General features: G+C 43.8%; 17 protein-coding genes. 13 read left to right on the plus strand and 4 right to left on the minus strand.

Annotated features, from left to right (window positions below):
* Positions 1 to 70 precede the first annotated feature (70 nt).
* Positions 71 to 1699, minus strand: a complete 1629-nt coding sequence (locus tag IX91_RS04800) for a sigma-54-dependent Fis family transcriptional regulator (RefSeq protein WP_004748730.1) — start codon at positions 1697 to 1699, stop codon at positions 71 to 73.
* Positions 1686 to 4352, minus strand: coding sequence for a type VI secretion system ATPase TssH (gene tssH, locus IX91_RS04805; RefSeq protein ID WP_004748729.1), 2667 nt, complete (start codon positions 4350 to 4352; stop codon positions 1686 to 1688). The genes IX91_RS04800 and tssH overlap by 14 nt, the downstream gene beginning before the upstream one ends.
* Before the next feature lie 455 nt (positions 4353 to 4807).
* On the opposite strand from tssH, the gene IX91_RS04810 reads away from it, so the two are divergent.
* From IX91_RS04810 to tssG, 13 genes are all read left to right on the plus strand, one after another.
* Entirely contained in the window at positions 4808 to 5326 is a 519-nt protein-coding gene (locus tag IX91_RS04810; RefSeq protein ID WP_004748728.1) for an Hcp family type VI secretion system effector, read from the plus strand.
* Between the two features lie 72 nt (positions 5327 to 5398).
* Positions 5399 to 7477 (plus strand): type VI secretion system Vgr family protein, encoded by a 2079-nt coding sequence (tssI, locus tag IX91_RS04815; protein ID WP_004748727.1) that lies wholly within the window; start codon positions 5399 to 5401, stop codon positions 7475 to 7477.
* Entirely contained in the window at positions 7477 to 7962 is a 486-nt protein-coding gene (locus IX91_RS04820) for a hypothetical protein (RefSeq protein ID WP_004748726.1), read from the plus strand. Before tssI ends, IX91_RS04820 begins: the two co-directional genes overlap by 1 nt.
* A gap of 39 nt (positions 7963 to 8001) precedes the next feature.
* Positions 8002 to 9321 (plus strand): hypothetical protein, encoded by a 1320-nt coding sequence (locus IX91_RS04825; protein ID WP_004748725.1) that lies wholly within the window; start codon positions 8002 to 8004, stop codon positions 9319 to 9321.
* Positions 9302 to 10282 carry a DUF2169 family type VI secretion system accessory protein gene (locus IX91_RS04830; protein ID WP_004748724.1) on the plus strand — a complete coding sequence of 327 codons (981 nt, stop codon included), beginning with the start codon at positions 9302 to 9304 and terminating at the stop codon, positions 10280 to 10282. Before IX91_RS04825 ends, IX91_RS04830 begins: the two co-directional genes overlap by 20 nt.
* Before the next feature lie 4 nt (positions 10283 to 10286).
* On the plus strand, positions 10287 to 11231 hold the full coding sequence (locus IX91_RS04835) for a hypothetical protein (protein WP_004748723.1): 945 nt from the start codon (positions 10287 to 10289) through the stop codon (positions 11229 to 11231).
* A gap of 233 nt (positions 11232 to 11464) precedes the next feature.
* Positions 11465 to 13456, plus strand: coding sequence for a serine/threonine protein kinase (locus IX91_RS04840; protein ID WP_004748722.1), 1992 nt, complete (start codon positions 11465 to 11467; stop codon positions 13454 to 13456).
* Positions 13457 to 13458: 2 nt separating this feature from the next.
* Positions 13459 to 15039, plus strand: coding sequence for a type VI secretion system protein TssA (tssA, locus tag IX91_RS04845; protein ID WP_004748721.1), 1581 nt, complete (start codon positions 13459 to 13461; stop codon positions 15037 to 15039).
* Positions 15040 to 15065: 26 nt separating this feature from the next.
* The gene (tssB, locus tag IX91_RS04850) at positions 15066 to 15572 is read left to right on the plus strand and encodes a type VI secretion system contractile sheath small subunit (RefSeq protein ID WP_004748720.1); all 507 of its coding nucleotides are present in this window, start codon (positions 15066 to 15068) and stop codon (positions 15570 to 15572) included.
* An 8-nt stretch (positions 15573 to 15580) separates the two neighbouring features.
* A complete protein-coding gene (tssC, locus tag IX91_RS04855; RefSeq protein WP_004748719.1) occupies positions 15581 to 17056 on the plus strand; it encodes a type VI secretion system contractile sheath large subunit in 1476 nt (491 codons plus the stop codon).
* A 61-nt stretch (positions 17057 to 17117) separates the two neighbouring features.
* Complete coding sequence (gene tssE, locus IX91_RS04860; protein ID WP_004748718.1) at positions 17118 to 17528, plus strand: type VI secretion system baseplate subunit TssE; 411 nt, start codon at positions 17118 to 17120, stop codon at positions 17526 to 17528.
* A 10-nt stretch (positions 17529 to 17538) separates the two neighbouring features.
* The gene (tssF, locus tag IX91_RS04865) at positions 17539 to 19287 is read left to right on the plus strand and encodes a type VI secretion system baseplate subunit TssF (RefSeq protein WP_004749066.1); all 1749 of its coding nucleotides are present in this window, start codon (positions 17539 to 17541) and stop codon (positions 19285 to 19287) included.
* Positions 19284 to 20282, plus strand: coding sequence for a type VI secretion system baseplate subunit TssG (gene tssG / locus IX91_RS04870; RefSeq protein WP_004743868.1), 999 nt, complete (start codon positions 19284 to 19286; stop codon positions 20280 to 20282). Before tssF ends, tssG begins: the two co-directional genes overlap by 4 nt.
* 44 nt (positions 20283 to 20326) lie before the next feature.
* Here the strand turns inward: tssG and IX91_RS04875 are convergent, their stop codons facing one another.
* Positions 20327 to 20779, minus strand: a complete 453-nt coding sequence (locus IX91_RS04875; RefSeq protein WP_004743867.1) for an Lrp/AsnC family transcriptional regulator — start codon at positions 20777 to 20779, stop codon at positions 20327 to 20329.
* Positions 20780 to 20810: 31 nt separating this feature from the next.
* Entirely contained in the window at positions 20811 to 24197 is a 3387-nt protein-coding gene (gene tssM, locus IX91_RS04880; protein WP_004749068.1) for a type VI secretion system membrane subunit TssM, read from the minus strand.
* Positions 24198 to 24199: the final 2 nt, after the last annotated feature.

Raw genomic sequence — 24199 nt, forward strand, 5'->3', positions numbered from 1 at the left:
TTTCTTTTTTATCACTTAAAACAGAAGTTAAAATCTTCCCGTTTCCCGTTTCCCGTTTCCCGTTTCCCCATCAACCCGCAGCAGAAATATCGTATTTCTTCATCTTGTGGTTGAGTGTACTTAAAGGTAAAGACAGTTGCTCAGCAGCGCGTTTAGTGTGCCAGTTACAAGCATTCAAGCAGTCTAAAATGACCGTACGCTCGTATTGGCTTACTACTTCCTTAAGGCCCTTTGCCCCATCTTCTGAGTCAGCGTGTACGGATTCGTAAGAAGATTGCACTAAAGGTGGCGCTTCAACTTCAGCAGCTACGCTTACCTGTTCTTCTTGGATCTGCTCACCAAACTCAATATGGGTAATGGTTTCGAAATCAGACAGCAGAACTGAACGCTCGATAATGTTCTTAAGCTCGCGGACATTTCCTGGATAAGCGTAAGCCAGAAGCTGCTTACGAACGTTGGCACTCAACCCGGGCGCTTGTGGTAAACCTAACGTGTTGGTGGTGTGCTGAACGAAGTGCTCAGCAAGCGGAATGATATCCGACTTACGTGCTCTTAAAGGAGGCAACGTAATGGGGAACACATTTAAGCGGTAGAACAAGTCGGCGCGGAACCCGCCATCTTTGATCTGCTGCATTAGATTACAGTGTGTTGCCGCGATAACTCGCACGTCTACTTCAATCTCTTTGCTCGCACCAACAGGGCGAACCTTACGCTCTTGAAGCACACGGAGTAGTTTTGCTTGCAACAGCATTGGCATGTCGCCAATCTCATCCAAGAAAAGCGTACCACCGTTTGCTGCCTCAAATAGGCCAACCTTGTCTTTATCTGCTCCTGTGAATGAGCCTTTCTTGTGGCCGAACAGTTCTGATTCCAACAATTGTTCTGGAATGGCTGCACAGTTTTGTACTATCAAAGGCTGCTCGGCACGGTTGGAGTTATCGTGAATGTATTTAGCAATTACCTCTTTACCAGAGCCAGTTTCGCCTCTTAAGAGCACATCGACAGGTAGCGATAAAACCTTATCAAGTCGACTTAAGACATTGAGCATTTCATCGCTCTCTGCAATAGGGCCTTGGTAGGTTTTCTGGGTGCGCTTTTTCAGTTGAGTGTTTTCACGTACAAGGGCTTGATTGTCTGCGTTTAGGTTTTTAATCACTTGCCCATACTGTTCTAACCAAACTGCTTGGCGAATATTACTTGCAGCCATGCGACAAAATTCCGTTAATGCGGCTTCGTTATCGATAACGCTTAAGTCCATTAGTACTAACAGGCCAATGGTTTTCGTCTCGCTATCAATAAGAGGCCAAGCTAACAGGTTTTCGCTTTTTAGCCCGAGCGTCTGCTCTGTTTGATAAATGCTTTCGCAGTCGTAGCCGTTGTATTTGTACAGTTCATTGATTAGCACCACTTCACCATTGCGTACAGCAAAGTTGAATGGATCGTTTTCACTGACTGACTCAAGCTGTAACGCATCCCAAGGGTGGGATACCACGGCTTTGTCATTGTGATGAGCTGTACTTGGAATCAGCGCCTGTCCAGTTTGGTCTAAAACATAAATGATGCCGTGCTTTGCGAGAGTCATTTGTCTTGCGGCAGTTAAAACGGCATCTAATGTTTGGGTCAACTGGCTGCGATCAGCCAAAGATTGGCTGATCGCAAGTAGGGCGTTGCTCAGTTCGCTATGGTTAGCTGAACGCATAGGTGAGAGTTCCTTGCTCATCGACAGAGACTGCGATTTGCGTGTGTGAATCATCCTTGTCGTGCACCAATAGCTGAGTCGATAGCTGAGGCAGCAACTGGCGGTTAATTACTGCATCAATGTTGCGCGCCCCTGTTTCTGCAAGACGGCAGTTACCCAATACAAACTCAACTAAGCTCTCTTCGTAGCTCAAAGACAACTTATGGTGGCTTTGTAGACGCTCAGAGACTTTGTTCAGCTTGTGATGAATGATTTCCGTCATCGCTTCATCAGAAAGCGGTACGAATGGCAGTACAGACATACGAGCCAATAGCGCTGGTTTGAAATGCTGATTCAATGTAGGGCGAATCGCCTCAGCAATGATGTTGGCATCGATATCTTTCGACTGGTTGACTAAAGACTCGATCTCATGCGTTGCGAGGTTACTTGTCATGATGATCAGCGTGTTCTTAAAGTCAATAGTTCGACCTTCACCGTCGTTCAACGTACCTTTGTCGAACACTTGGTAGAATAAATTCAGAACCTCAGGATCTGCTTTTTCTACTTCATCTAGAAGAACCACAGAGTAAGGGCGCTGACGAACGGCTTCTGTCAGCATGCCGCCTTCACCGTAACCTACGTAGCCCGGAGGTGAACCGATTAGGCGAGATACAGTGTGCTTCTCTTGGAATTCAGACATGTTAATGGTGGTCATAAAGCGCTCACCGCCAAACATTTGATCGGCAATAGCGCGCGCGGTCTCGGTTTTACCTACACCACTTGGGCCAACAAGGAGGAATACACCTGTAGGTGCATCTGGGTTACCTAAGCCTGCTTTGGCTGTTTGAATGCCTTCTGAAAGGGCATCAATCGCGAAATCTTGGCCTTTGATAGCTTGAGTAAGACTATCTTTTAGCTTAAGCGTTGTTTCAGCTTCATCTTGAAGCATCTTACCCATAGGGATGCCCGTCCAGTCTGAAATGACATGACTGACTTCATCTGGACCAACTTCAAAGTGAACCAGTGGGTTACCACCGCGGATCGCTTCTAGCTGTTCTTGGCAAGCTGAAATAGCGATACGAACCGCTTCTTCATCCATTTCTGCGTATGGAGAAACTTCTTGCTCTGCGTCTTCGTCAGCGGCCTCTTCTTGTGATTCTCCACAAACCAATTCGTGCAGGCGAGAGCGTAGAGCAATCATCTCTTGGATTTGCTCTTTCTCTTTCTGCCATTGTGCTTCTTGTTCTGTTAGCTCTTCTTTGGTTGCTTCCATCGCCAGTTTGAGATCTGGAATACCGGCAAGGCTATGCTTGTCACCTGTTTGCTGTAGGGCATCACGCTCAAGCGCTTCAAGTTCACGCTGCTGAGCGGCAAGCTCTTGTTGAAGTGTTTCTACAGAAGCAGGAATGGCATTCAGACTAATATTGACGCGAGCACAGGCGGTATCAAGTACATCGATCGCCTTGTCCGGCAGTTGACGACCAGAAATGTAACGCGCAGAAAGTGCCGCCGCTGCGGTGATCGCATCGTCGCGTACGTATACGTTGTGTGACTTCTCATAAGCCGGACGTAGACCACGAATGATTAGTGCTGCTTGCTCTGGTGAAGGCTCGTCAAGTTTGACTAACTGGAAACGACGTGCCAAAGCTGGATCTTTTTCGAAGTACTTTTTGTACTCAGACCAAGTAGTTGCTGCAATCGTTTTTACTTCGCCACGTGCTAGTGCTGGTTTTAGTAAGTTAGCTGCGTCGCTTCCACCGGTTTGGTTGCCACCACCAACAAGAGTGTGTGCTTCATCGATGAAGAGAATGATTGGTGTCGGGGAATTTTTCACCTCATCCAAAACAGCATTCAGACGTTTTTCGAACTCACCTTTTACGCTAGCGCCCGCTTGCAAAAGGCCCATATCAAGGCCATAAAGCTCAACGCCTTTCAGATTATCTGGCACATCACCTTGGACGATTTTTAGCGCTAAACCCTCAACTACGGCAGTTTTACCAACACCAGGTTCACCTACCGCGATTGGGTTGTTTTTACGGCGACGCGCAAGAATATCAACGATTTGACGAATTTCTTGGTCACGACAGAAAACAGGGTCGATTTCGCCTTTGCGTGCTTTACCTGTGAAATCAGTGGTGAACTTGCTCAATGCAGAGCCATCTTCACGAGCTTGCGTTGTTTCTGAAGTGGCCACTTGGGCTTCAATTGAATGACTGGTGAGCTCTGCAAAGTTACGCTTTAGGCTGTCTGGGTTGACGGCTTCGAGGATCGATGCGTAGCCGTGTTGTCCGTAGCGTAGTGGGTTACTGACTAAAGTAAGAAGTAGAGCACCGGATCGGATTTGTGTTTCGGAAAGATCTAAAGAAGAAACTAACCAGCTTTCTTGTAACCATTCGATCAGTAAAGCAGAAAAAACGGGCTTGCTACCATTTCCATTAGCGTTGGTATCAAGAGTTGATCGAACTGATTGCCTTAATAAGTTCTCAGAACAATCAAAGTGACTTAATAAGACGTCGAAATCACTATTTGGCCTTTCTAATAGACTCAGCAAATAGTGCTCGATTTGAACTTCGTTTGCTTTTTCAGAGACTGCGAGTGCAGCAGCGTCTTCTAATGCTACTTTTGCAATTGGGTGTAGACGCTGTATTAATGAAGAGAGATTTATATTAATCATACTTATGTTATTAGTTAGAGGAAAGAAATAGCCTCTATTATACTAAACTTGATGATCTTCTTTTTAAGCTGCGATATTTTGCCTAGTATTTTTTGGTGATTTTAATATATGTAATAGGGTGTTTGTTTAAAATAACATTCCCTAAGTTGTTATTTTAAATATAATCACCGACACTTTCACTAAATTAGTAGTCTAATTAACTTATTTTTAAATAAAATTAGTGGTTATTTTCACTTTCTAGATCTAATTCAATTTATTATTATTGCTGCTCAATTTTTTGTTTTTTTATCCAAGAAGTTGTAATTAATAAACTAGATATTAATGCTGAATTTTTCCTAACTTGTTGTATTTTATGGTTTTTAAAAGTTGGCATGGAGTTTGATAAGTATTAATCAGTCGCGGTGATAAGCGATTTGGTGATTTAACAAATTTAGATTTTAAAAAAGGAAATAGCGATGCCAACTCCAGCATATATGTCTATCAACGGTGAAACTCAAGGTCACATTACTAAAGATACTTACTCTGCAGATTCTGTAGGTAACACTTGGCAAGAAGCTCACGTTGATGAGTTCCTAGTGCAAGAGCTTGACCACGTGCTAACTGTTCCACGTGACCCACAAAGCGGCCAGCCTACAGGTCAGCGTGTACACCGCCCAGTAGTTGTAACTAAAGTTCAAGACCGTTCTTCTCCGCTTCTGTTCAACGCACTTGTATCTGGCGAGAAGCTACCTGAGTGTGTAATTCGCTTCTACCGCACATCAGTGCAAGGTAAGCAAGAGCACTACTACTCAATCAAATTGATTGATGCACTACTTGTTGATATTCAAACTCGCATGAACCACTGTCAAGATGCAGCAACGGCTGATCGCGTGACAGAAGAAGTTCTTAAGTTTACTTACCGCGCAATTGAAGTAACTCACGAAAACTGTGGTACTGCAGGTAACGACGACTGGCGTGCTCCACGCGAAGCATAATCGCTTTTCGTGCAAAGATTCAGGGCCAACATTTGTTGGCCCTAATTCCATTATTTGTATCAGGTAAAAGATATGGTGAATGACGTAGAATTTAAATTTGAAGTGCCTGGATGTGGACATGAATTTCGGGTCGAGAGCTTTCAGGTAACCGAAGAGCTTTCTAAACCTTTTCATATCAGTCTCTCATTACTTTCACTTGATCCAGATATTTCGTTTGATGAGCTTATTCGTAAGGCAGGTTCGTTGACTCTTTATGGTCAAGGCGTTGGTGCTGCGCGAGTGTTCAACGGTGTCGTGAATGAAGTACGATACCTTGGCTCAGGGCGTCGATTTTCGCGTTATCAGTTGGTACTCGTGCCTCAGGCATGGTTCCTAACTCAGCGTCAAGATTGCCGAATTTTCCAACAAAAATCTGCGTCAGATATCATAACCGAAGTGCTAGATGACGCTTCAGTTACTGACTATCGTCTTGAGCTTTCAGGCATTTATCCTCCTAAAGAATACGTTTTGCAGTACCGTGAATCTGATCTTCACTTTGTGCAGAGAATCATGTCTGAACACGGTATGTGGTATTACTTTGAGCATACTGATACCAATCACACTATGGTGATTGTCGATAGTAATGATGCTATCGCGCCGCTTTTAAGCACGCCTTTGAATTCTTCTTACTTAGGGCCGGTGGTTTACCACGCCGATGGTGGTGGAGTTGCAGACAGAGAGCATATCACCGATCTCGAGTTAGTGAATCGAGTACGTACGGGCCATGTAACTTATACCGACTACAACTATGAACATCCTAAAATTCCTCAGGAAATGACGAATGCGGGTGATTTAGACCAAGATCTCAAGCAATTTGATTATCCTGGGCGCTATTTTGATCCGGCCATGGGGCAGGTGAGAACAACCGAATGGATGTCAGAACATATCGTTGATAACCAACAAGTCGAAGCAAGTAGTGATGTAATGCGTTTAGCGACGGGTTATAGCTTCAACATCAGCGAACACCCACGTTCAGAAATTAATCGCGATTACATCATGTTATCTGTTGTGCATACTGGGCAAGACCCTCAAGTGCATGAAGATGAAACAAGTGGTATGCCAACCACTTACCACAACCATTTCTCCTGCATACCGCGTGATGTTGTGTTCAGAGCACCCAAATTATCAGCGCCCGTTGTGGATGGTCCGCAGACTGCGGTAGTTGTAGGCCCTGCCGGTGAAGAGATCTACACTGATAAACTTGGCCGAATAAAAGTCCAATTCCATTGGGACCGATATGGCGAAAATGACGAGCATTCAAGTTGTTGGATTCGCGTTAGTCAGTCAATGGCAGCACCAACATGGGGAGCGGTTTACTTGCCGCGTATCGGGCATGAAGTTGTGGTTACTTTCTTAGAAGGCGACCCAGATCGACCATTGGTTACTGGGGCTGTTTACAATGGATTGCACTTTCCTCCTTATTCTTTACCTGAGAATAAAACACGTACGACTTTCCGCACTCAGACACACAAAGGGGCAGGGTATAACGAACTGAGCTTTGAAGATGAAGCGAATCAAGAAGAAGTTTATATCCACGCTCAAAAAGACATGTCGACTAAGGTGCTTAACAACCGTTATCGAGATATTGGTCAGGACGAGTTCCTGAAAGTTGCTCGGCACCAAACAAATGATGTCCACGGTGATCATAAAGAAACCATTGATGGTCACAAAACGACTCAGGTTAACAGCACTTTCACTGAGACTGTTGAGCAGGATGTCAGCGTTACATACAACGCGAATGAAACCCAGTACGTAAAGAATAACTCTGATTTAGAAATTGGAGATAACCGCACGACAAAGATTGGCAAAAATGACGATCTTGATGTGGGTGAGAACAGTAATTTAACGGTCGGGGCTTCGAAAAACTCTGATGTTGGTGCGGATGACAATCAAACGGTTGGTGGCAACCTAACGGTTTCCGTGAAAGGTAACACTTCGTACAAAGCTGATGGGGCAACGCAGATAATCAGTGGCGAAAAAATTGTCTTGAAAACAGGGGGCTCCTCTTTGGTCATGAATAGTGATGGTTCAATTAAATTGACAGGCTCTGCAATCACCATTGAAGGCAGCGATAAAGTTGTAGTGAAAGGTGGCAACGTAGCGATAAATTAATGATGGAAAAACAACGTATTCATGTAGAAACCATCACGGAGCAGCAAGCCAAACCAACGGCTTGCTTTTCGCGTTTTGGAACCATAGTCGCGATTAATAAATCGACCAATAGTGTCCGAGTCGATTTTGAAGGTAACCCATTTAATCAGCCACTGACTGCACGATTGGGCCGGGCTTTTCGTAGCAGTGAGCTGCAAATGGCGATCGACAACCAACTCAGTTGTCGCATCGAATTTTTGAATGATGATTTGGGCTTACCTTTAGTGACGGACATTTTTTTCTCGATCCTTGATGAGTCAGAAGAGTTTGTTCTCAGAGCTAAAAAGATGGTCATTGAGACGGAGCAAGAGCTTGTTGTTCGAAGTGGTGAGACGCAAACGCGTTATAGCGGGCGTGATGGACGCATTACAACGAAAGCCAAATATGTCACTTCTCAAGCAGAGAAAGCCCAGAAAATTCAGGGCGGAACAATAGCGATTAACTGATAGCCATTACGCTATGGCACGCCGGATATGGAACAATAGATGCGACAAAGAATCGGTGTAGAGCACCTCAATGCCCCTATAACCAACCAACAGCTTGACTTAGCCTTAGAAGAAGCAGAGCGAACGATTGAAGAGCTTTCAGCTTTGCCAGAGAATTGGTTAAGTTTTAGCAATGAAAAACTGCTACTAGCTTCAGAAAGTCTGGGATTTCTTCTTAGGCAAAGGGTTCAGATACATAAAAGAGGCTACCCAAGTCGAGACAATGACTATTTGCAATTAATAGAGCGGCAAATCGAAGAGCTAAAACAAGTGTACTTGTCCTTCTATAGGTTAGCGCCTGGGTTAATACATCAGCAAAAAGATATCGAGCCTAGCCTCTATACTTGGCTGATGTTTCAAGATGAGTTTGGTAATGAACTAAACAATCTATTGTGTGGGGTGAAGTATCTTGAAGAACTGGATACAACCACTGCGATGCTTATCGTCACCCACTCATCACTACCTTCGCTCGACAACGTGTTGGCAGAACTTATCGAAGGGCAGGCAAAGTCGACTTCTCTTTACTTTGAATGCTTACGTCTGCGACAGACTTTGAGCGTTGCACTGATTAAACATTGGAATAAGTCAGGATGTATCGACTCAGAGATAGCATTTCCTGTTTTGGCATTACAAGATGTTGAAGACGGCGTCAGCTGGATTAACGAGAATGCTCAAGGTGACCAGTATCTCTTCGAACGCCTTATTACGAAAGGTGATAGAAGTACTTGGTTTCGCAGAAATTTTGGTGTTGACGCTAAACATATTTCGTCACCTAAAATCAAAACATACGCTAAGTTGCTAGAACTCAAAGAGTTTATGGAATTCGATATTGAATCGCCTCTAGCATCTGTCGATTTTGTCTTAAGTGGAGACTGCAATCTGGTTCCACAAGTGCTCGATAATTTATCGAAGCTTGAAGAGCATCAAGCTGAGATCTGGCTTCAAGCGCTGTACGTTGTATATGGTTCCCGACTGCCTATTGAACCGCAGAGTTTTGGGGTTGAATACAGTCAACAAGACATACACGATCTACTTAGCCAGTGGGTTGCTCAAGACAAACATAAGCAAAACTTGCCGAGTAGGCTCGGTAATGCGCTTAGTTTCGAGACGACGTTAGCGGCTATGCAGGACCCTAATATTGATTTTGTATTCCGGAAGTGGCTCTGGAGACAGCTTTGTATCCAATCAAGGGCTTACATTTCTTGGCACATGGTTATGCCCGTTTATCAACAAGATTGGAACTTCCACAATTTAAAAGTCACACCTTCTGTTAGCGAGCGATTCAATTTAAGGAGCAACAATGCAGTTATGGGATATTGAACCGCATTCTGAGCTATCGGTAAAAGGTCGATTTCAACGTGATGAGCATGGGCGCGAAGTATGGGTCGTCGTAGGCAAACGAACGTGGCAGTTTGATGGGAATAACTGGAGTGCGCTCGCTCAAAGTGATATTCACGACGACCCGCAATATCTAGGAGATCCCGGATTTTCGGCGATGAAAGTGGATCACGAGTTTGCTTACACAAAAGATAACACCGATGTTTTGGTGTTTGGTAAGGCGAGAAGTTACGCTAAAAAGCCGGTGACTAAACAGGAGTGCAGAGTGCTCATTGATGGTCACGTTGATAAAACTCTTTCTATTCATGGCGACCGTATTTGGGTAGAGCATGGCGGGAGCGTTACGTTAAGTCAGCCTATTCCTTTTGTCGAAAAAGACATTGATTATTCTTGTGCAATTGGTGGAGACATTCGTAATCGAATCGGTGGAGGAATTGCCAGTTCAACAGATGAATTGTTGAAACAGAGAGTGCCCTCGGTGTTCTATCCCAACGAAGATTGGAGCGCTACAGGTGCCAAATTGCGCGTCGCAGGCTTCGGCCCTTTGCCACCTTTTTTTGAATCTCGCCAAACATTGGCGGGAACATTTGACGAGGATTGGATAGATAATCGTAAGCCGTTGCTACCACAAGATTTTAGCCAAAAGTTTTACCAGAGTGCACCTCAAGACCAACAGTGTAAAGGTCATTTGGCTGGTGGTGAGCGGTTAATGATGAGTGGCTTCTGCCATGATGACACGATTTCATTTCGTATCCCCAAAGACAAATATACGGCAGTCGCCAAATTTCAAGATGAATCCTATCAGGCTCCAATGGCGATCTACACTATATTTATAAACACAGAAGATAAAACAATATCAATGAGTTACAGTGCTTCATTTTTGTGCCAAGACAAAGAACACTTGTTGGTATCAACATCAATAATCAATCAACAAGAGAGCTAGGAATATGAATGGTTCCACTGGCCGTTATGTGCTGGGAATGGAAGTGGTTTCTCCTACAGGTATGAATTTGGAAATCGCTACCTCTGTTGCGAAAGCGGATTTGGCGAGGTTTGAGCAACTGGAAGGAGACGACGGTATTGAGCGCTTTACGTACGCCAAGATCGACTACACAAAAGCACAGCCACTGTTTGATAAAGCCTGCGACTTGGCCGGCGGGATACTTGATTCCTTGCTGAAACAAATACCGCCATCACTGAAGCCTATCCCGTTGGTTATCTCAGTACCTAATGAAGTTTCTTTAGTTAAGATGCAGGAATGGATAGGCGAAAGTACTTATTCGGGGTTTATTTCAAAAATTGATGTGGTTCATTCTAGTGGTGCATCATTCCTACTTAAAGCAATGAAGTCCTTAGATGACAATGATGCAATGATGTGTATTTCCGTCGATTCCTTAGTGGAGTCTATGAGTGATTTGATCGAACATGCCAAGGTTATGAGCACCAACAATCCTTGGGGTATTATCCCAAGTGAAGGAGGCGCTGGTTTAATCTTATGTCGTAGAAACGTCGTTGAAACCTTGAAGCTAAAGCCCAAAGCACAATTAGGGTATATGGACGTTGAGCCATGTGTTTCTGACCGTAGAGGTATGTATCGTCTAGTTCAGCGCGCGAGTCGCCAGATAGAATCATTTGGTGAAGTATATTCAGACATGACCAACTTACGTGAACATACAGAAGACTATGGTTTCGCTCTAGGTGCAAAAGCCGAGCGTTTCATTCAACCTCAACAGCCTCACTTAATTAATGAACTATGGGGTACTATGGGAAGTTCTTCCGCACTTGCTCTCGTTTCTTACGCAGTAGGTCACCACCATTTCAATCATCCTACAACGCTTATGATGTTTGGTTTTAATAGTGACAAGGCGTTACTGCAATTACTAGCATGTTGATTCAGATCACTTCTAAAGTCTTACATTAATATCACGATTTACTTTGGTTGATATTATTAATAATAAAACTGGGTAATTTGCATAGTTAAAGCGTAAGTTTAAGACGCAGATTACCTAGTAATAATAACTAAAATAATAGGTGTACTGTTCGTTTTTAATACCAGCCTTGAAACTGGGATATATCAGCAAATATTATCTGCGCTCAATAATATTTTTCGATTAAAGAGTGCAGAGTGTCTGATAAGCAGGGAGCAGCCAAAGGATATATTGATCAGTTGGTTGTAAAAGCCATTGAGAGAAAAAAACAGAATGAACAACGTTTGGCGAATAAGAATAAGCCAAAGCTTGAATACGTTCTTTTTTCACAATTTGATGTGCTAGACACACTGCCGTCGAAAAACGGTAGGACAACGGTTTACCATCTCGCTAAAAAAGGTCAGCCAGACAAGCAAATCTGTTGCAAGGTAGTCAATGAAGACGCGACAGACTTGGCAGCTAAGATGTTGGTCAACGAGGCCAGCAGACTAGAAATTTCACAACATCCGAGTGTCGCCGAGTTCATTAAAGTTGGTAATGAATTTGAGCGCCCATATCTGATGTACGAGTGGATTCAAGGCGAGTCTTTGGCAGAAAAAATGGAGCGTTATTCTACAAAAGGCTTTCGTCACGATCATATCGCATGGTTGGTTTACCAACTCGCTGGCGCACTCGAGTATATGCATACACGAGGCATATGCCATCTAGACATCAAACCTTCAAATGTTCTTGTCAGTGAAGGCGATTATGTAAAGCTGATTGATTTCGGGGCTGCACGCTACATTGGCGAATCAGAAACCTATTCAGAAGCCAGTTTAAGTTACGCCTCTCCGCTCTATTTAGAGACTGGGACGACAGAACCTCAAGATGATGTTTATTCATTAGCTTTGCTAACAGGGCACCTATTTTTGGGCGCTGTTTTTGGTGATGCGTGGCATAAGCAACTGAAAGATCGCAAGCGTGCCCCGCTTATTCCTAATCATATTTGGAAACTGCTCAAAGAAGTCATTAACAACCCAAGAGGGCACGGCTACACAGCAATTTCCTTTGCTCAGCAAGTTGCGCGAATTGATACTCAAGCGATTGATGCCAAATCGAATGCGCCAATATTTAGCAGCTTACGTAATGCTGATTTGCTACTGACTCATCGTAAACCGCATGAGAAATCTGGTTATGGGCGCTTTAAGATACTTGAGGCGAGCCTAGTACTAAGTGTGGTCGCCATTACAGGTAATTACTTGTACAACCAGAGCCAACCAGAGTGGAAATCTATTATCAACCCTGCTCAGTCTTCAAATGAAGGAGTGAGCGTGATAAAGCCCGCGCAGACGGCTTCATTTCTAGGGCAGTCCCCTTGGGATATTGAATTCTCTCTCAACGACATGGAGAAAAATGTTGTCACGACGGCACCTTATCGAGAAGCTTATCAGGTGCAGCAAACAAAACTCTCCAAGTTGTACAAGAGTAATCAAACTGAATTGCAATCCTATCAACTTCTTGCTGACGATCTTCCTAAGGAGTTGGTCGACTTACGCAAAGAGCTCGTTCAGCTTAAGCAGAAGCTGATCAGTGATGGCGCATTATTCCCATATGCTGATAAAACGCTTACCGCAGTAATGGCAGGGCTTAATACTGCATCAATTAATTCTTTGAAACTTTCTGCGTTATCAGGAAGTAAAGAGCAACAGCTTACTAAGTTGATCTTGAACGGTGACGCAAAGCTTGCGGATGAAGAGCTAAAAGCTGCTTGGTTGCTCAGTCAATCAGAGGCGTATTTCTATAGCCAAGTTCTACCGGCCAAAGTACTTTCAAACATCAACAACTTGGTAGAGCAGAATGCTAAAGACCACTACTACACCAAGGCGATTAATCAAGCTCAATCGGCAATGGCATTCTTTGGCAATACGCCAGAGCTGAGCCAGAAAGTAAAAGATCTGATTGTTGCTAGAAGTGAGTTTATTTTATTTAGCACTGTTACTGAGCAATCAATCTTTGACAAACAAAGGTTGCACGACTCATTAGCTGACTTAGAAACGAACGCACCAAAGACATTCAACGAGGTCATTGAAGTACTCAATAGCATGGCGAAGGAATCAATTGATAAAAGTCATCAGATTTCTGAACCAGCTAGAGGTGCGTTGGCTGTTGACAGCGCGTTGAAAGACTACTTCTCAGAGGTGAGGAGTTAATTATGTCGGCAATTGATCAAGATAAGATGCTAGCTCCAATTTCTGACGCTTCTCCAGCAGGAGAAGATGCTCGTTATGAGTTTTGTTATGAAATGATGGAAGCTGAAGTCAAAAAGTTCGGTTCGCTCTTTGGTGAGACGGTTGATTGGGTATTGGTCAAAACGCATGCGACGGAAGTGCTTGAAAGACACAGCAAAGATCTGAAAGCAATCTGTTACCTCATTCGAGCACAAAGTGAAGAAACGGGACTGCAAGGCCTGGAGCAAGGGCTAATACTGCTTAGCAAGGCGTTAAGCGTATATGGCTCTGATTTATACCCAACACGAAAGCGTGCAAGAGACGGTGCCGTAGAGTGGCTTAATCATCAGTTTAAATTGCAATGCAACAAACTAGCTGAAGAGCCTCAACCGTGGGATATCGTTTCAGCGTGTATTACTGCTATTGAAGAAGTGCAAAGATTGTTTGATGACGTGTTTCACGACTCTGAAGCAGACTTTTTTGAGATTCGCACTCAGCTAAATGTTTTGTCGCAACAAGCTGTAGATAACACGCCGCCACAAGATTCGCAGGTTCATAATACGCCTTCAACAGAATCAGCCTCCGTTGAATCTGGTGTACAAGAATCCGTGTCAGCGGGTGAAAGTGTTAAACCTACTCAAGCGCCGAAAAATACTCAAGCAAGTTTAGCTTCCGGGGCTAGCAGTAAACCTGTGATCCAAGAAGTTGACATTGATACCGACTTTACATCTCCAACGGCCTCGAAACGTACACTAAAAAAAGTGGCTGAAGTCATGATTGGTTCAGATCCACGTGACCCACTAGCGTATCGTATTTATCGCCATTTGACTTGGGATGAGATTGACGGTCTGCCTGATCATCAAAACTTTGAGACTCCTTTAAGTCTTGCTGTCTCAACAGACCAGCAAGCGGAGTATCGTGATAAAGCACTTCAAGAGAGCGATATTGATACGATCAAGCGTCTGGAAAGAACGCTCACAGACGCGCCATTTTGGTTAACTGGCCACTACTTGGTCTACTTAATGTTGAGTAACCTTGGATTCGATGAAGCCTCTGCTGCGGTCAAGCATGAGGTTAAACGTTTCGTTGAGTCTTTAGCTGGCATCGAAGATCTAAAATTCAAAAATTCTATACCATTTGCAGATGAAGCGACAATAAGTTGGTTGTCTACTCAAGTTGCTGATTCATCGTGCTCACAACCTGTAGTTCAGACGGTTGTTATCACCGAAGAAGACTCATCGCTGATGGAGGATATTACCCTAGAAAACCTAGGGGAACGTGCTGCAGAACTTGCTCGAAAGCTCGAACTTGATAGCTCGGGCCGAGGGCAGTTCATGCTGTATTTACAACTGATAGCAGCTTACCAGTCAGTAGGGTTGTACCCTTTGTGCTTACCGTATCTTGAGAAAGGGTGGGAAGTACAAAAGGAGTTTGACCTTGCTAGCTGGGAACCCCACTTATCGTCGCAATTGGAAGACCTCATTCGTAAAACACTCAAACAGTTGTATCGAACCAAAGATCTTTTGCCTGCGAAATACGACGAGTGGCAAGCAATTTATGACTAATTACAGAGTTAGATAAGGAACTAATTATGTCACGTGATGGCTCGGTGGCTCCTAAAGAGCGAATTAATATCCGTTATGTTCCAGCAACAGGTGATGCGCAAGAAGACGTAGAACTGCCGCTGAGCATGATGGTTGTAGGCGATTTCACTGCGCGCGCAGATGAAACACCAATCGAGGAACGTACTCCGATTAACATTGACAAGGATAACTTCAACGAAGTGCTTGAAGGTTATGCTCCTAATGTTAAAGCAAATGTGCCAAACCAACTTTCAGACGAAGAAGGTGCGCAGATTGGCATCGATCTAACGTTCCAAAACATGAAGGACTTTTCGCCAGAAGCGATCGCCAAAAGCGTACCGGAGCTTAATAGCTTACTCGAACTACGTGAGGCTCTAGTTGCATTAAAAGGCCCTCTTGGAAATGTTCCTGCGTTCCGTAAGAAGATTGCGGCAGTGCTTCAAGACGAAGAAGCGAGAAAGAAACTATTGGATGAATTAAGCATTGGTGAAGACCAAGGCGCGAAAGAAGAATAAGGGATACCATGTCTGCAGAAGCACAAGCTCCAGAGCAAGAAGCTGCCTTAGCCGCTTCCGATTCACTGCTGGATAGCATTCTTAATGAAACACGTTTAAAGCCAAGTGATGAAGGGTTTGATGTCGCAAAACGCGGTGTTGAAGCATTTATCGGTGAGCTATTAAGCAGCTCCAATACTGAGAAAGTCGATCAATCGCTGGTTGATCTGATGATTTCTGAAATCGATCAGAAACTTTCGAAGCAAGTAGACGCGATTCTTCACAACGAAGAGGTTCAAGCGGTTGAGTCTACCTGGCGTGGTCTAAAGTATCTTGTTGATCACACTGATTTCAGAGAGAACATCCAAATTGAATTGATCTCTGCAAAGAAAGATGAAGTTCTGGATGATTTTGAAGATGCACCAGAAGTTGTTAAATCTGGCCTGTACAAGCAAATCTATACGCGTGAATACGGTCAATTCGGTGGTAAGCCAGTAGGTGCAGTGATCTGTGACTACCAGCTTTCATCTTCTTCTCCTGATATCAAGCTTATGGAGTACATGGCCAATGTAGGTGCTATGTCTCACGCTCCGTTCATTACATCTGCATCTTCAAAGTTCTTTGGTTTAGATAGCTATGAAGAGCTTCCTAATCTGAAAGATCTTAAGTCTGTATTTGAAGGTCCTCAGTACACGAAATGGCGCGGGTTCAGAGAGCATGAAGATGCGCGATATGTGGGTCTATGTACTTCTCGCTTTATGCTTCGCACACCATACTCTGTCGAAGACAATCCAATCAAGGCGTTCGATTACGACGAGCAGGTAACAGATAGCCACCATAACTACCTATGGGGTAACTCTGCGTACGCGATGGCTTCGAAAATCAGCGAGTCGTTTGCGAAGTACCGTTGGTGTCCAAACATCATTGGTCCACAAAGTGGCGGTGCGGTATTCGATCTACCGGTATACAACTTTGAATCAATGGGTCAAATCGAAACTAAGATCCCAACAGAGATTCTAGTTTCTGACCGCCGTGAGTACGAATTAGCGGAAGAAGGTTTCATCGCGCTTACTATGCGTAAAGGCTCTGACAATGCAGCGTTCTTCTCTGCAAACTCAGTACAGAAACCTAAAGTGTTTGCCAATACCCCAGAGGGTAAACAAGCTGAAATGAACTATAAGCTAGGTACTCAACTGCCATATATGTTCATTATCAACCGTCTTGCTCACTACATTAAAGTTCTTCAACGCGAACAGATTGGTTCTTGGAAAGAGCGTTCAGACTTAGAAATCGAATTGAACAAATGGATTCGTCAGTATGTGTCTGATCAAGAGAACCCACCAGCGGAAGTACGTGGTCGTCGACCTCTACGTGCAGCGAAAGTTGAAGTGTCTGACGTAGAGGGTGATCCAGGCTGGTACAAGGTATCTATGTCTGTCCGTCCTCACTTCAAGTACATGGGTGCAAGCTTCGACCTATCATTGGTTGGTAAATTAGACCAATAAGCTTAGTTGAGCATTATCAAGCAGCCAGCAAACACTGGCTGCTTTTTTCATAGGACTGAGTATGGAAAAAGGTTATCGACTTTTAGAGCGAATCGAATTGGGTGAACCCAAAAGTTGCTACGAGAAAGTGGTTTCTCATAAGCATTTGATTGAGTCTATACATTTTCACCTGGCTGATTTACTGAACACGCACTCAGGTAATGCGATGATCGATGGTGAGTATGGATTACCAGACTTTAATGACGTTCTCTCCAACAACACCAATCTTGTTCGCCACATTCAAAAGAATATAACGTCAACAATAGAGCGTTTCGAACCCCGCTTGCGGAGTGTCGAAGTTCATTATCGCGAAGACCACCATAACCCTTTGCAACTGGGCTTTGGTATTCGTGGAGAAGTCTCTCATAACGGCGGGAAGGTGCCGATGTCGATCGATGTCTACATGGGTACTGACGGCCAATTTAACGTTTAGTAGGTATCACTTGAGCAACAGTAAATACTTTCAAGATGAGCTCACTTATCTGCGTGAAGCTGGTAGTGAGTTTGCTAAATATCACCCCAAGTTAACGCATTTTTTATCGGAAGGAACGTTTGATCCCGACGTCGAGCGACTGCTTGAAGGTTTTGCTTTCCTGACTGGTCGAATTCGTGAAAAAATCGATGATGAGTTGCCGGAGCTGACTCAGTCGTTAATGACTTTGCTGTGGCCTCATTATATGCGCTCGGTGCCTTCTATGTGCATTAGTGAGCTAAAACCTCATACCGGAAGTGTCACGGAAAAAACGGTGGTGAAAAGAGGTGCTGAGATGGCGAGCGAGCAAGTGGAAGGAACTCAGTGTTTATTCCGCACTTGCTACGATGTCGACCTATACCCTATTAACATCACTGGTATTGAGCAATCCAATAGCCGCACAAGCTCAACGATTGATATTACATTGTCCACCGAACATGGCCTCGAGCTTTCCCGTATTGGCTTGGATACCTTAAGACTTCATCTCCATGGTGAAATTCATATTTCGCGCACAGTGTTCCTATGGTTGTTCAGATATCTAGATTATGTGGAGCTAGATGTTGGTGGAGGTTATAAACACAAGCTCGGTCCAGAATTTGTCAAACCGGTTGGTTTCGATGAAGACGAAGCGTTACTTCCATATAGTAAAAACTCGTTCGCTGGGTATCGCTTACTCCAGGAACTGTTCTCATTACCTGACAAGTTCATGTTCTTTGATGTTCAAGGACTAGATTGGCTAAAAGGCGTTCCTCAGCGTAGTAACGTAAATATCAAGTTTCACTTTAAACGGGCATTGCCGTCTGAAGTTGTTTTAAAAGATAAGCATTTAAGATTGCATTGCACGCCGGCGGTCAACTTATTCGAGAAAGATGGCGACCCGATAAGGCTTGAACACCGACGCAATGAATACAAAGTGCGCCCACAAAGTACCAGCCAAGATCATTTTGAAGTGTACTCGATCGAAAGTGTTGAGAGTTGGAGTAAAGACGAGCGTCGACGTAAACCTCTAATTGAATTTGAGACTTTTGAGCATCAAATCAATCAGCGAGATAAACGCGAATTCTATAAGTCGAAAGTAGGGGAGCGTGTGAGTGGTCGCGGCTTAGAGCGATATATTTCTTTTCATACCCACAATGGTGATATAGCAGATCTAGGATCCGAAACGGTCTTGATGAAATTGCAATGCAGTAATGCAGACTTAGCCGAGCGATTGTCCGTAGGAGATGTCACATATACGACCCATAAGTCGCCGACATATGCTACGTTCGAGAACATCACAAAGCCGACTCAATCTGTCAGCCCTCAGGTCAATGGGGAATTACAATGGCAGCTAATCGCCAACATGTCGTTGAACTATTTGTCCTTGGCCAACATCGATGTCCTTAAAGTCTTGCTATCGACCTATGACTTCCATTCGCGAGTAGATAGACAAGCGCATCGAGCTTCAATACATCGGCTGGATGGCATTATCTCTTCTGAAATGAAACCGATCGATCGTGTTTTTAGGGGGGTGTCAGTGCGAGGCAACCAATTCAAATTGGTCACTAACTCCAAATTTTTTGTCAATGAAGGCGATATGTTTTTGATGGTGAACGTACTCAACGAGTTCATCAGACTTTACTCAAGTGTTAATTCATTTACAGAGCTTGAGGTTTTTGATGAAGCAAGTGGTGAAGTCTACAACTGGGCAAGCTTAATCGGGCAACAGACAATACTATGATTGAAGCAATATCCAAAGATTCCCATGATTTTAGCTTCTATCAAGCGGTTCTTCTGCTTGAAAAGCACTATCAGCGCCTTCCTGACTGCGAATTTTCCGCGGTTGGAGAAAACAAGTACTTTCACCAAGAACGTATTGAGTTTAGTGTTTCGCCGAAACTCAGTTTCCCGAAGAGTGACATGGATTTCATTGTCCATATGGAGCGCAATGGTCAGCAGTACTCCCGAATTGAAACCAATTTTCTTGGATTGCATGGCGCTAGCTCACCACTCCCGGCTTCTTATACCGAAAAACTAGCAGGACGTGAGGAGGAAGAAAATCCGGTAAAAAGCTTTTTTGATTTCTTCCACAATCGTTATACGAGTTTACTCTATAGAGTCTGGAAGAAATATCGCTATCACGTGCAGTATCAAAGTGGTGCTAGTGACGCGTTCTCTGGAAGAATACTGCACTTAGCCGGCCTGTCTGGTGTGATGCAAGACTGTGATGTGGCAGAGTTGGATAGGGCGAAAATACTTTCCTATGTCAACCAACTATCCACTCGTACACGTTCTCCTAAGTTGATTGCGGGGATAGTTTCTCACTACTTTGCTCTTCAGAGTGTAAGAATAGAAGAATGGGTCTATCGAAGGGTAAGTATTGCTGAGTGTCAGAGAAACAAGCTCAACAGAATGAACTGTGTTCTAGGTCAGAACCTGCATTTAGGCCAAAGTATTGCCGATTTAAATGGTAAGTTTAATCTTTGCATTGACGATATCGACTTTGCCACCTTTCGGCGGTTTTCCTATGGCGGCGAGCTACACAATACGTTAGTTGGCCTTATGCGCTTCATCCTCCGTGACCCGATGTCTTGGGATCTAAAATTAACGGTGAACCTTGATACTGTACCTGAGAATAAGCTTGGGCATGGGGAAGGGAATCGTTTAGGGCAGACCATATGGCTAGGCGCCCCTAGCGAGAAAGACGTGAAAATTAAAGTTATCGGTAGCATTTAAAAAGCCGCTCGAAAGAGCGGCTTTTTTCATCAAGTAGATGTCTTTTAACGACTGATAGGCTGGTGGAGTACGACGGTTGTGTCGAGCTTTTGAATACCACTAAATGCCTCTATCTCGTTAGATAGGTGGTGAATAGACTGTAGGTCTGGAGCTTCGATCAGGGCAATAATATCGAAGTTGCCACCCACAACGCTTGTTAAGCGTACCTCTGGAATCTCTTTGAGCGCATTGGTGACATCATTTTTCTTGCCTTTCTCGCAAGAAATAAGCAGGTAACTAGCTGCTGTTCGGCCTTCATTTTCTATGCGAATTTGAGCCGTATACCCTTTAATGATACCAGTTTGCTCTAATCGGTTGATACGCTCTGCGACTGCGGTACGTGACAAACCGATGTTGCGAGAAAGATTTGCAATAGACTGACGTCCGTTCGATAAAAGGCTCGAAAGTATTTTACGATCCAATTTATCTAAGCCTTGTAAAGTCATGTTAGAAATCATGTGTTCTGCCTAATTTATTCTTATATGTTTATTAAATTGACTCTGGAAGTGTAAAGTTATACAGCTCCGCAAGAGTAAACGGGTTTTTCGGTGTCAGTGGGGTGATACGAAGGCTCAAATCCCTTCCTGACACTTTTATGTTACTGACGAAGCTACCGTTATGAGTGTTTGTCAGGGACGAATCACCTAGCAATCTATATATCGCCCATTGACCACTCTTATTTAAAACGTGTTGTTTACCTTCGTCGGTTACATCTTGGATCGTGATACTAATATTGAAGTCACCATTTTGCGGTGGCCACTCCATCTCACGAATTCGGCTTGGACCGTGATAGTAGCTAATATCAGTGTCGGCAATCTTAATGCTGGCTCTGATAGCACTTGAATCAAGGTCTAATACTTTGGCACTAAAAGGAATATTGATACGGTTAGTGCTCTTGTTAATTAACGTATCTCTTATGACATTGTAGTTGCGCAGTTGAACCAAAAGAGCGGGAGAAATTGGCATTGTCTCGCCATCAACCTGCTTTGGTACCCATAGGTTTGTGTCATAAAAAGGTGCGAAGTTCTTTTGTATGAATGTGTCTAGTAATCCGCCCGAAGCAAAAAGAAGTTCAAAGTCTTCAATAGAGATCTCTTCTGTCGCAGACAGGTCGAACGGATATTTACCAAGTCCAAGCTCTCTGAACTTAGAGTATATTTCGCTGTACCACTGAGTTTGGATGCCCTTTGATGATTCGGTAATCATCACTGACCAACTTTGTTTCACCACTTCAAGCAGCCAACTTCTCACTGGCTCCGGCGATTTCTGAGCGATCTGTTTAAGCTTAATCAGCGGATCGGCATCAGTACTGTTCATTCGATGCTGAGCCGCAGCCAACGCTGCCATTTGTGGATCTGGGGCATCGGCAATGTCTTTCATGTAGGTACGAACGCGACTTAGAGCGGCGATTGTTTCATCCCATGGTGTCGGTGAGTTAGGAGTCTCACTCACTTGCAATTGGTTTAACAAGTTAAATGCTTGTTCCACACGCTTCATTAGCAAGTAATCAGGTTTTAGCACCTCTTCTGCCGCTTCCGAAGTGGAACTGGCAACCTCAAGCAACTTAGGATTAACCTTTGAAACTAGGGCGTTTTTATCTCCTACAGGAGAGAACTGTGTATTTGCGTAAACTTGCTTTAAAACGGTGGTTAAAGGAGACGAAGGCCCCGAAATTAGATCCACGGCATTAGTAAGATCACCTACGTTGTCGTAGTGCTGTACTTTGAGCTCACTTAACGCATTGCGCCAGTAGCTGATGTAGTCATCTGTATACTTTTTACGTACTTGATCTTTGAAGGCTTCTTGCTCTTCTTGGGTAGGGATTACATGATTTGATAACCCAAGTACCCAGTTGTCACTGATAACCTGTTTTGACAATAAATCTACACGAGGTCGATAGAAGGTACTAAAGCCTGTTGAAGTGTATGCTTTATCAATGACCAAGCTTTCACGGTCGCTCGGTGTTGAAAATACATTGCTAAACTCAAACCCTACTGCACGCTGTAGATCTAGGGTACCTAAACCGATGGAATCCGCTTGGCTCAATATACCTGCGTAGACAAGATCAACATTAGAATTTGATAGGAGCGAGCGTCTTGTGGCACGAACAATGTCCATACTGATGTTAACAGGAGCAAACTCAGTACGGAAATAAGCATCAAGATAACCCATAGTCTGTTGAGCCAGTTCCGGGTTACTAAGGCCGTCTAGTACCTCAAGTGTTTGATTACGAAGGAACTTGATATCTCGTTTAGTAGGATCGTTGAGCATTAAGTAACCTTTTAGCAAAGGTAGCGCACGATTTACGTCATGAAGATTCTGAGTCAATTGAATCCGATAACCGCTCTCGATAATTGGCATTATTCGCTGAGATACTTGCTGCAGAAGGGCTATATACGCGATTTTTGTGCTTTCGTCTAAACGACTAATGTTCAATGGTAATAACTCTTCGTCTAGCGCTTTAGAACCACTTAACCAAGCATTGTAAGACGGCTGAACAGAGTTGTTTGCATCAGTTAGCAGGGTATTGAAGTCCGAATTTTGATCAAGTTGACTAGTCTCATCAATACCAAGTAACTGGTTGATTACACGCAGGTTGCTGTCTAGCGTTGTTGCAAAAAAGTAGCCGCCACCCACGAGTAAAACGACAGAAGTGAGCATCGCAAGACGGCTTTGTCTTTGTATTATGCGGAGGTACGTTTTGTTTTCTCCGGCAAAGTCACTCTCAGGTAAAACTTGAGAGTCCATGAGAAACCTTGAGAAATAAGGCGTTTCTGTTAAATGAGTATGTTCAGAGGCAATGATTGGTAAGTTAAAGTAGTTACTGCAACTCTTTGCTAGTAGGTTGTACTTGCGACCACCTTGTAAACTAGAGCAAAAGAATATTTCGCGTAGATCTAAGGTATATAAGCCACTGTTGGCTTCACAAAGGCGATCAAGTACATACCCCACTTCTGCTTGGCATAGCTCGAACTGTTTTGGAAAAGATAGAATCGCTTGCTTTTCGCCCACATCATTCGATGTTGATGAGGAATCTAGTGCATTCGCCTCTAGCACTTTTACCAAGTTTTGATAGCTATCGCGGTAGTACTCGGTAAGGACACCTTTTGCTTCTTTTAATGGAATAGAAAGAAACTCTACGCGAGATTTAAGCGAACTGAAGCTCACGTATTCTTTGAATCCGTCAAGCTTGTCTAGCTTAGACATCATTAGATAGACGGGCAGGGCAGACGATGTTTTCTCGCTAACGGATTTCATTCGTTCCAACAAAGCCGTCAGCGTGTAATCCTTCTGTTCCGGTTCTGAAATGATCAGGAACTCAAAATCAATAAACAGCAGGCAACCAGAAAACGGCTTGCGTGGTCTGTAACGTATCACTTCATCGACGAACGTTGCCCATAAAGAAGCGTCACTGCTTGATACCTCTTGGAAAACCAATCTCTGATCGGGTTTTACATAGACGGCATTGTCGGATTCATACCACTCGAAAAAGTCGTTTTTTGCGGTTCGAGTTTTGTCCATTGGCTTAATGGCACTGGAATTGAACAAAAACTGACGTCGACCAGATGCTTTGTTTCCAATCAGCAAGTAGATTGGCTTTTTGCCAGCGTTAGCGAGCAATGGGCGCATGACCATTGAAAGTGCTTCTTCTTCAGTCTCAAGGCGCTGTGCTTTTAGATTATTTTTTTTCTTATACCAAAGCGTGAGCTGGAAAATTAGGTAAAAAGCAGCGATTGTGCCTAATCCTATCCATAAGAATAGCTTGTTAGCTTCTTGTAGCCAGAATATGTAAACAGCAGTTAATGTCACTGCAAGAAGCAGAGCAATCACGCTGGAAACCACGATGGGGTTTCTTAGTAGTTTTTGTTTGAACATAA

The sequence above is a fragment of the Vibrio tubiashii ATCC 19109 genome (genome assembly GCF_000772105.1).
Taxonomy (GTDB): Bacteria; Pseudomonadota; Gammaproteobacteria; order Enterobacterales; family Vibrionaceae; genus Vibrio; species Vibrio tubiashii.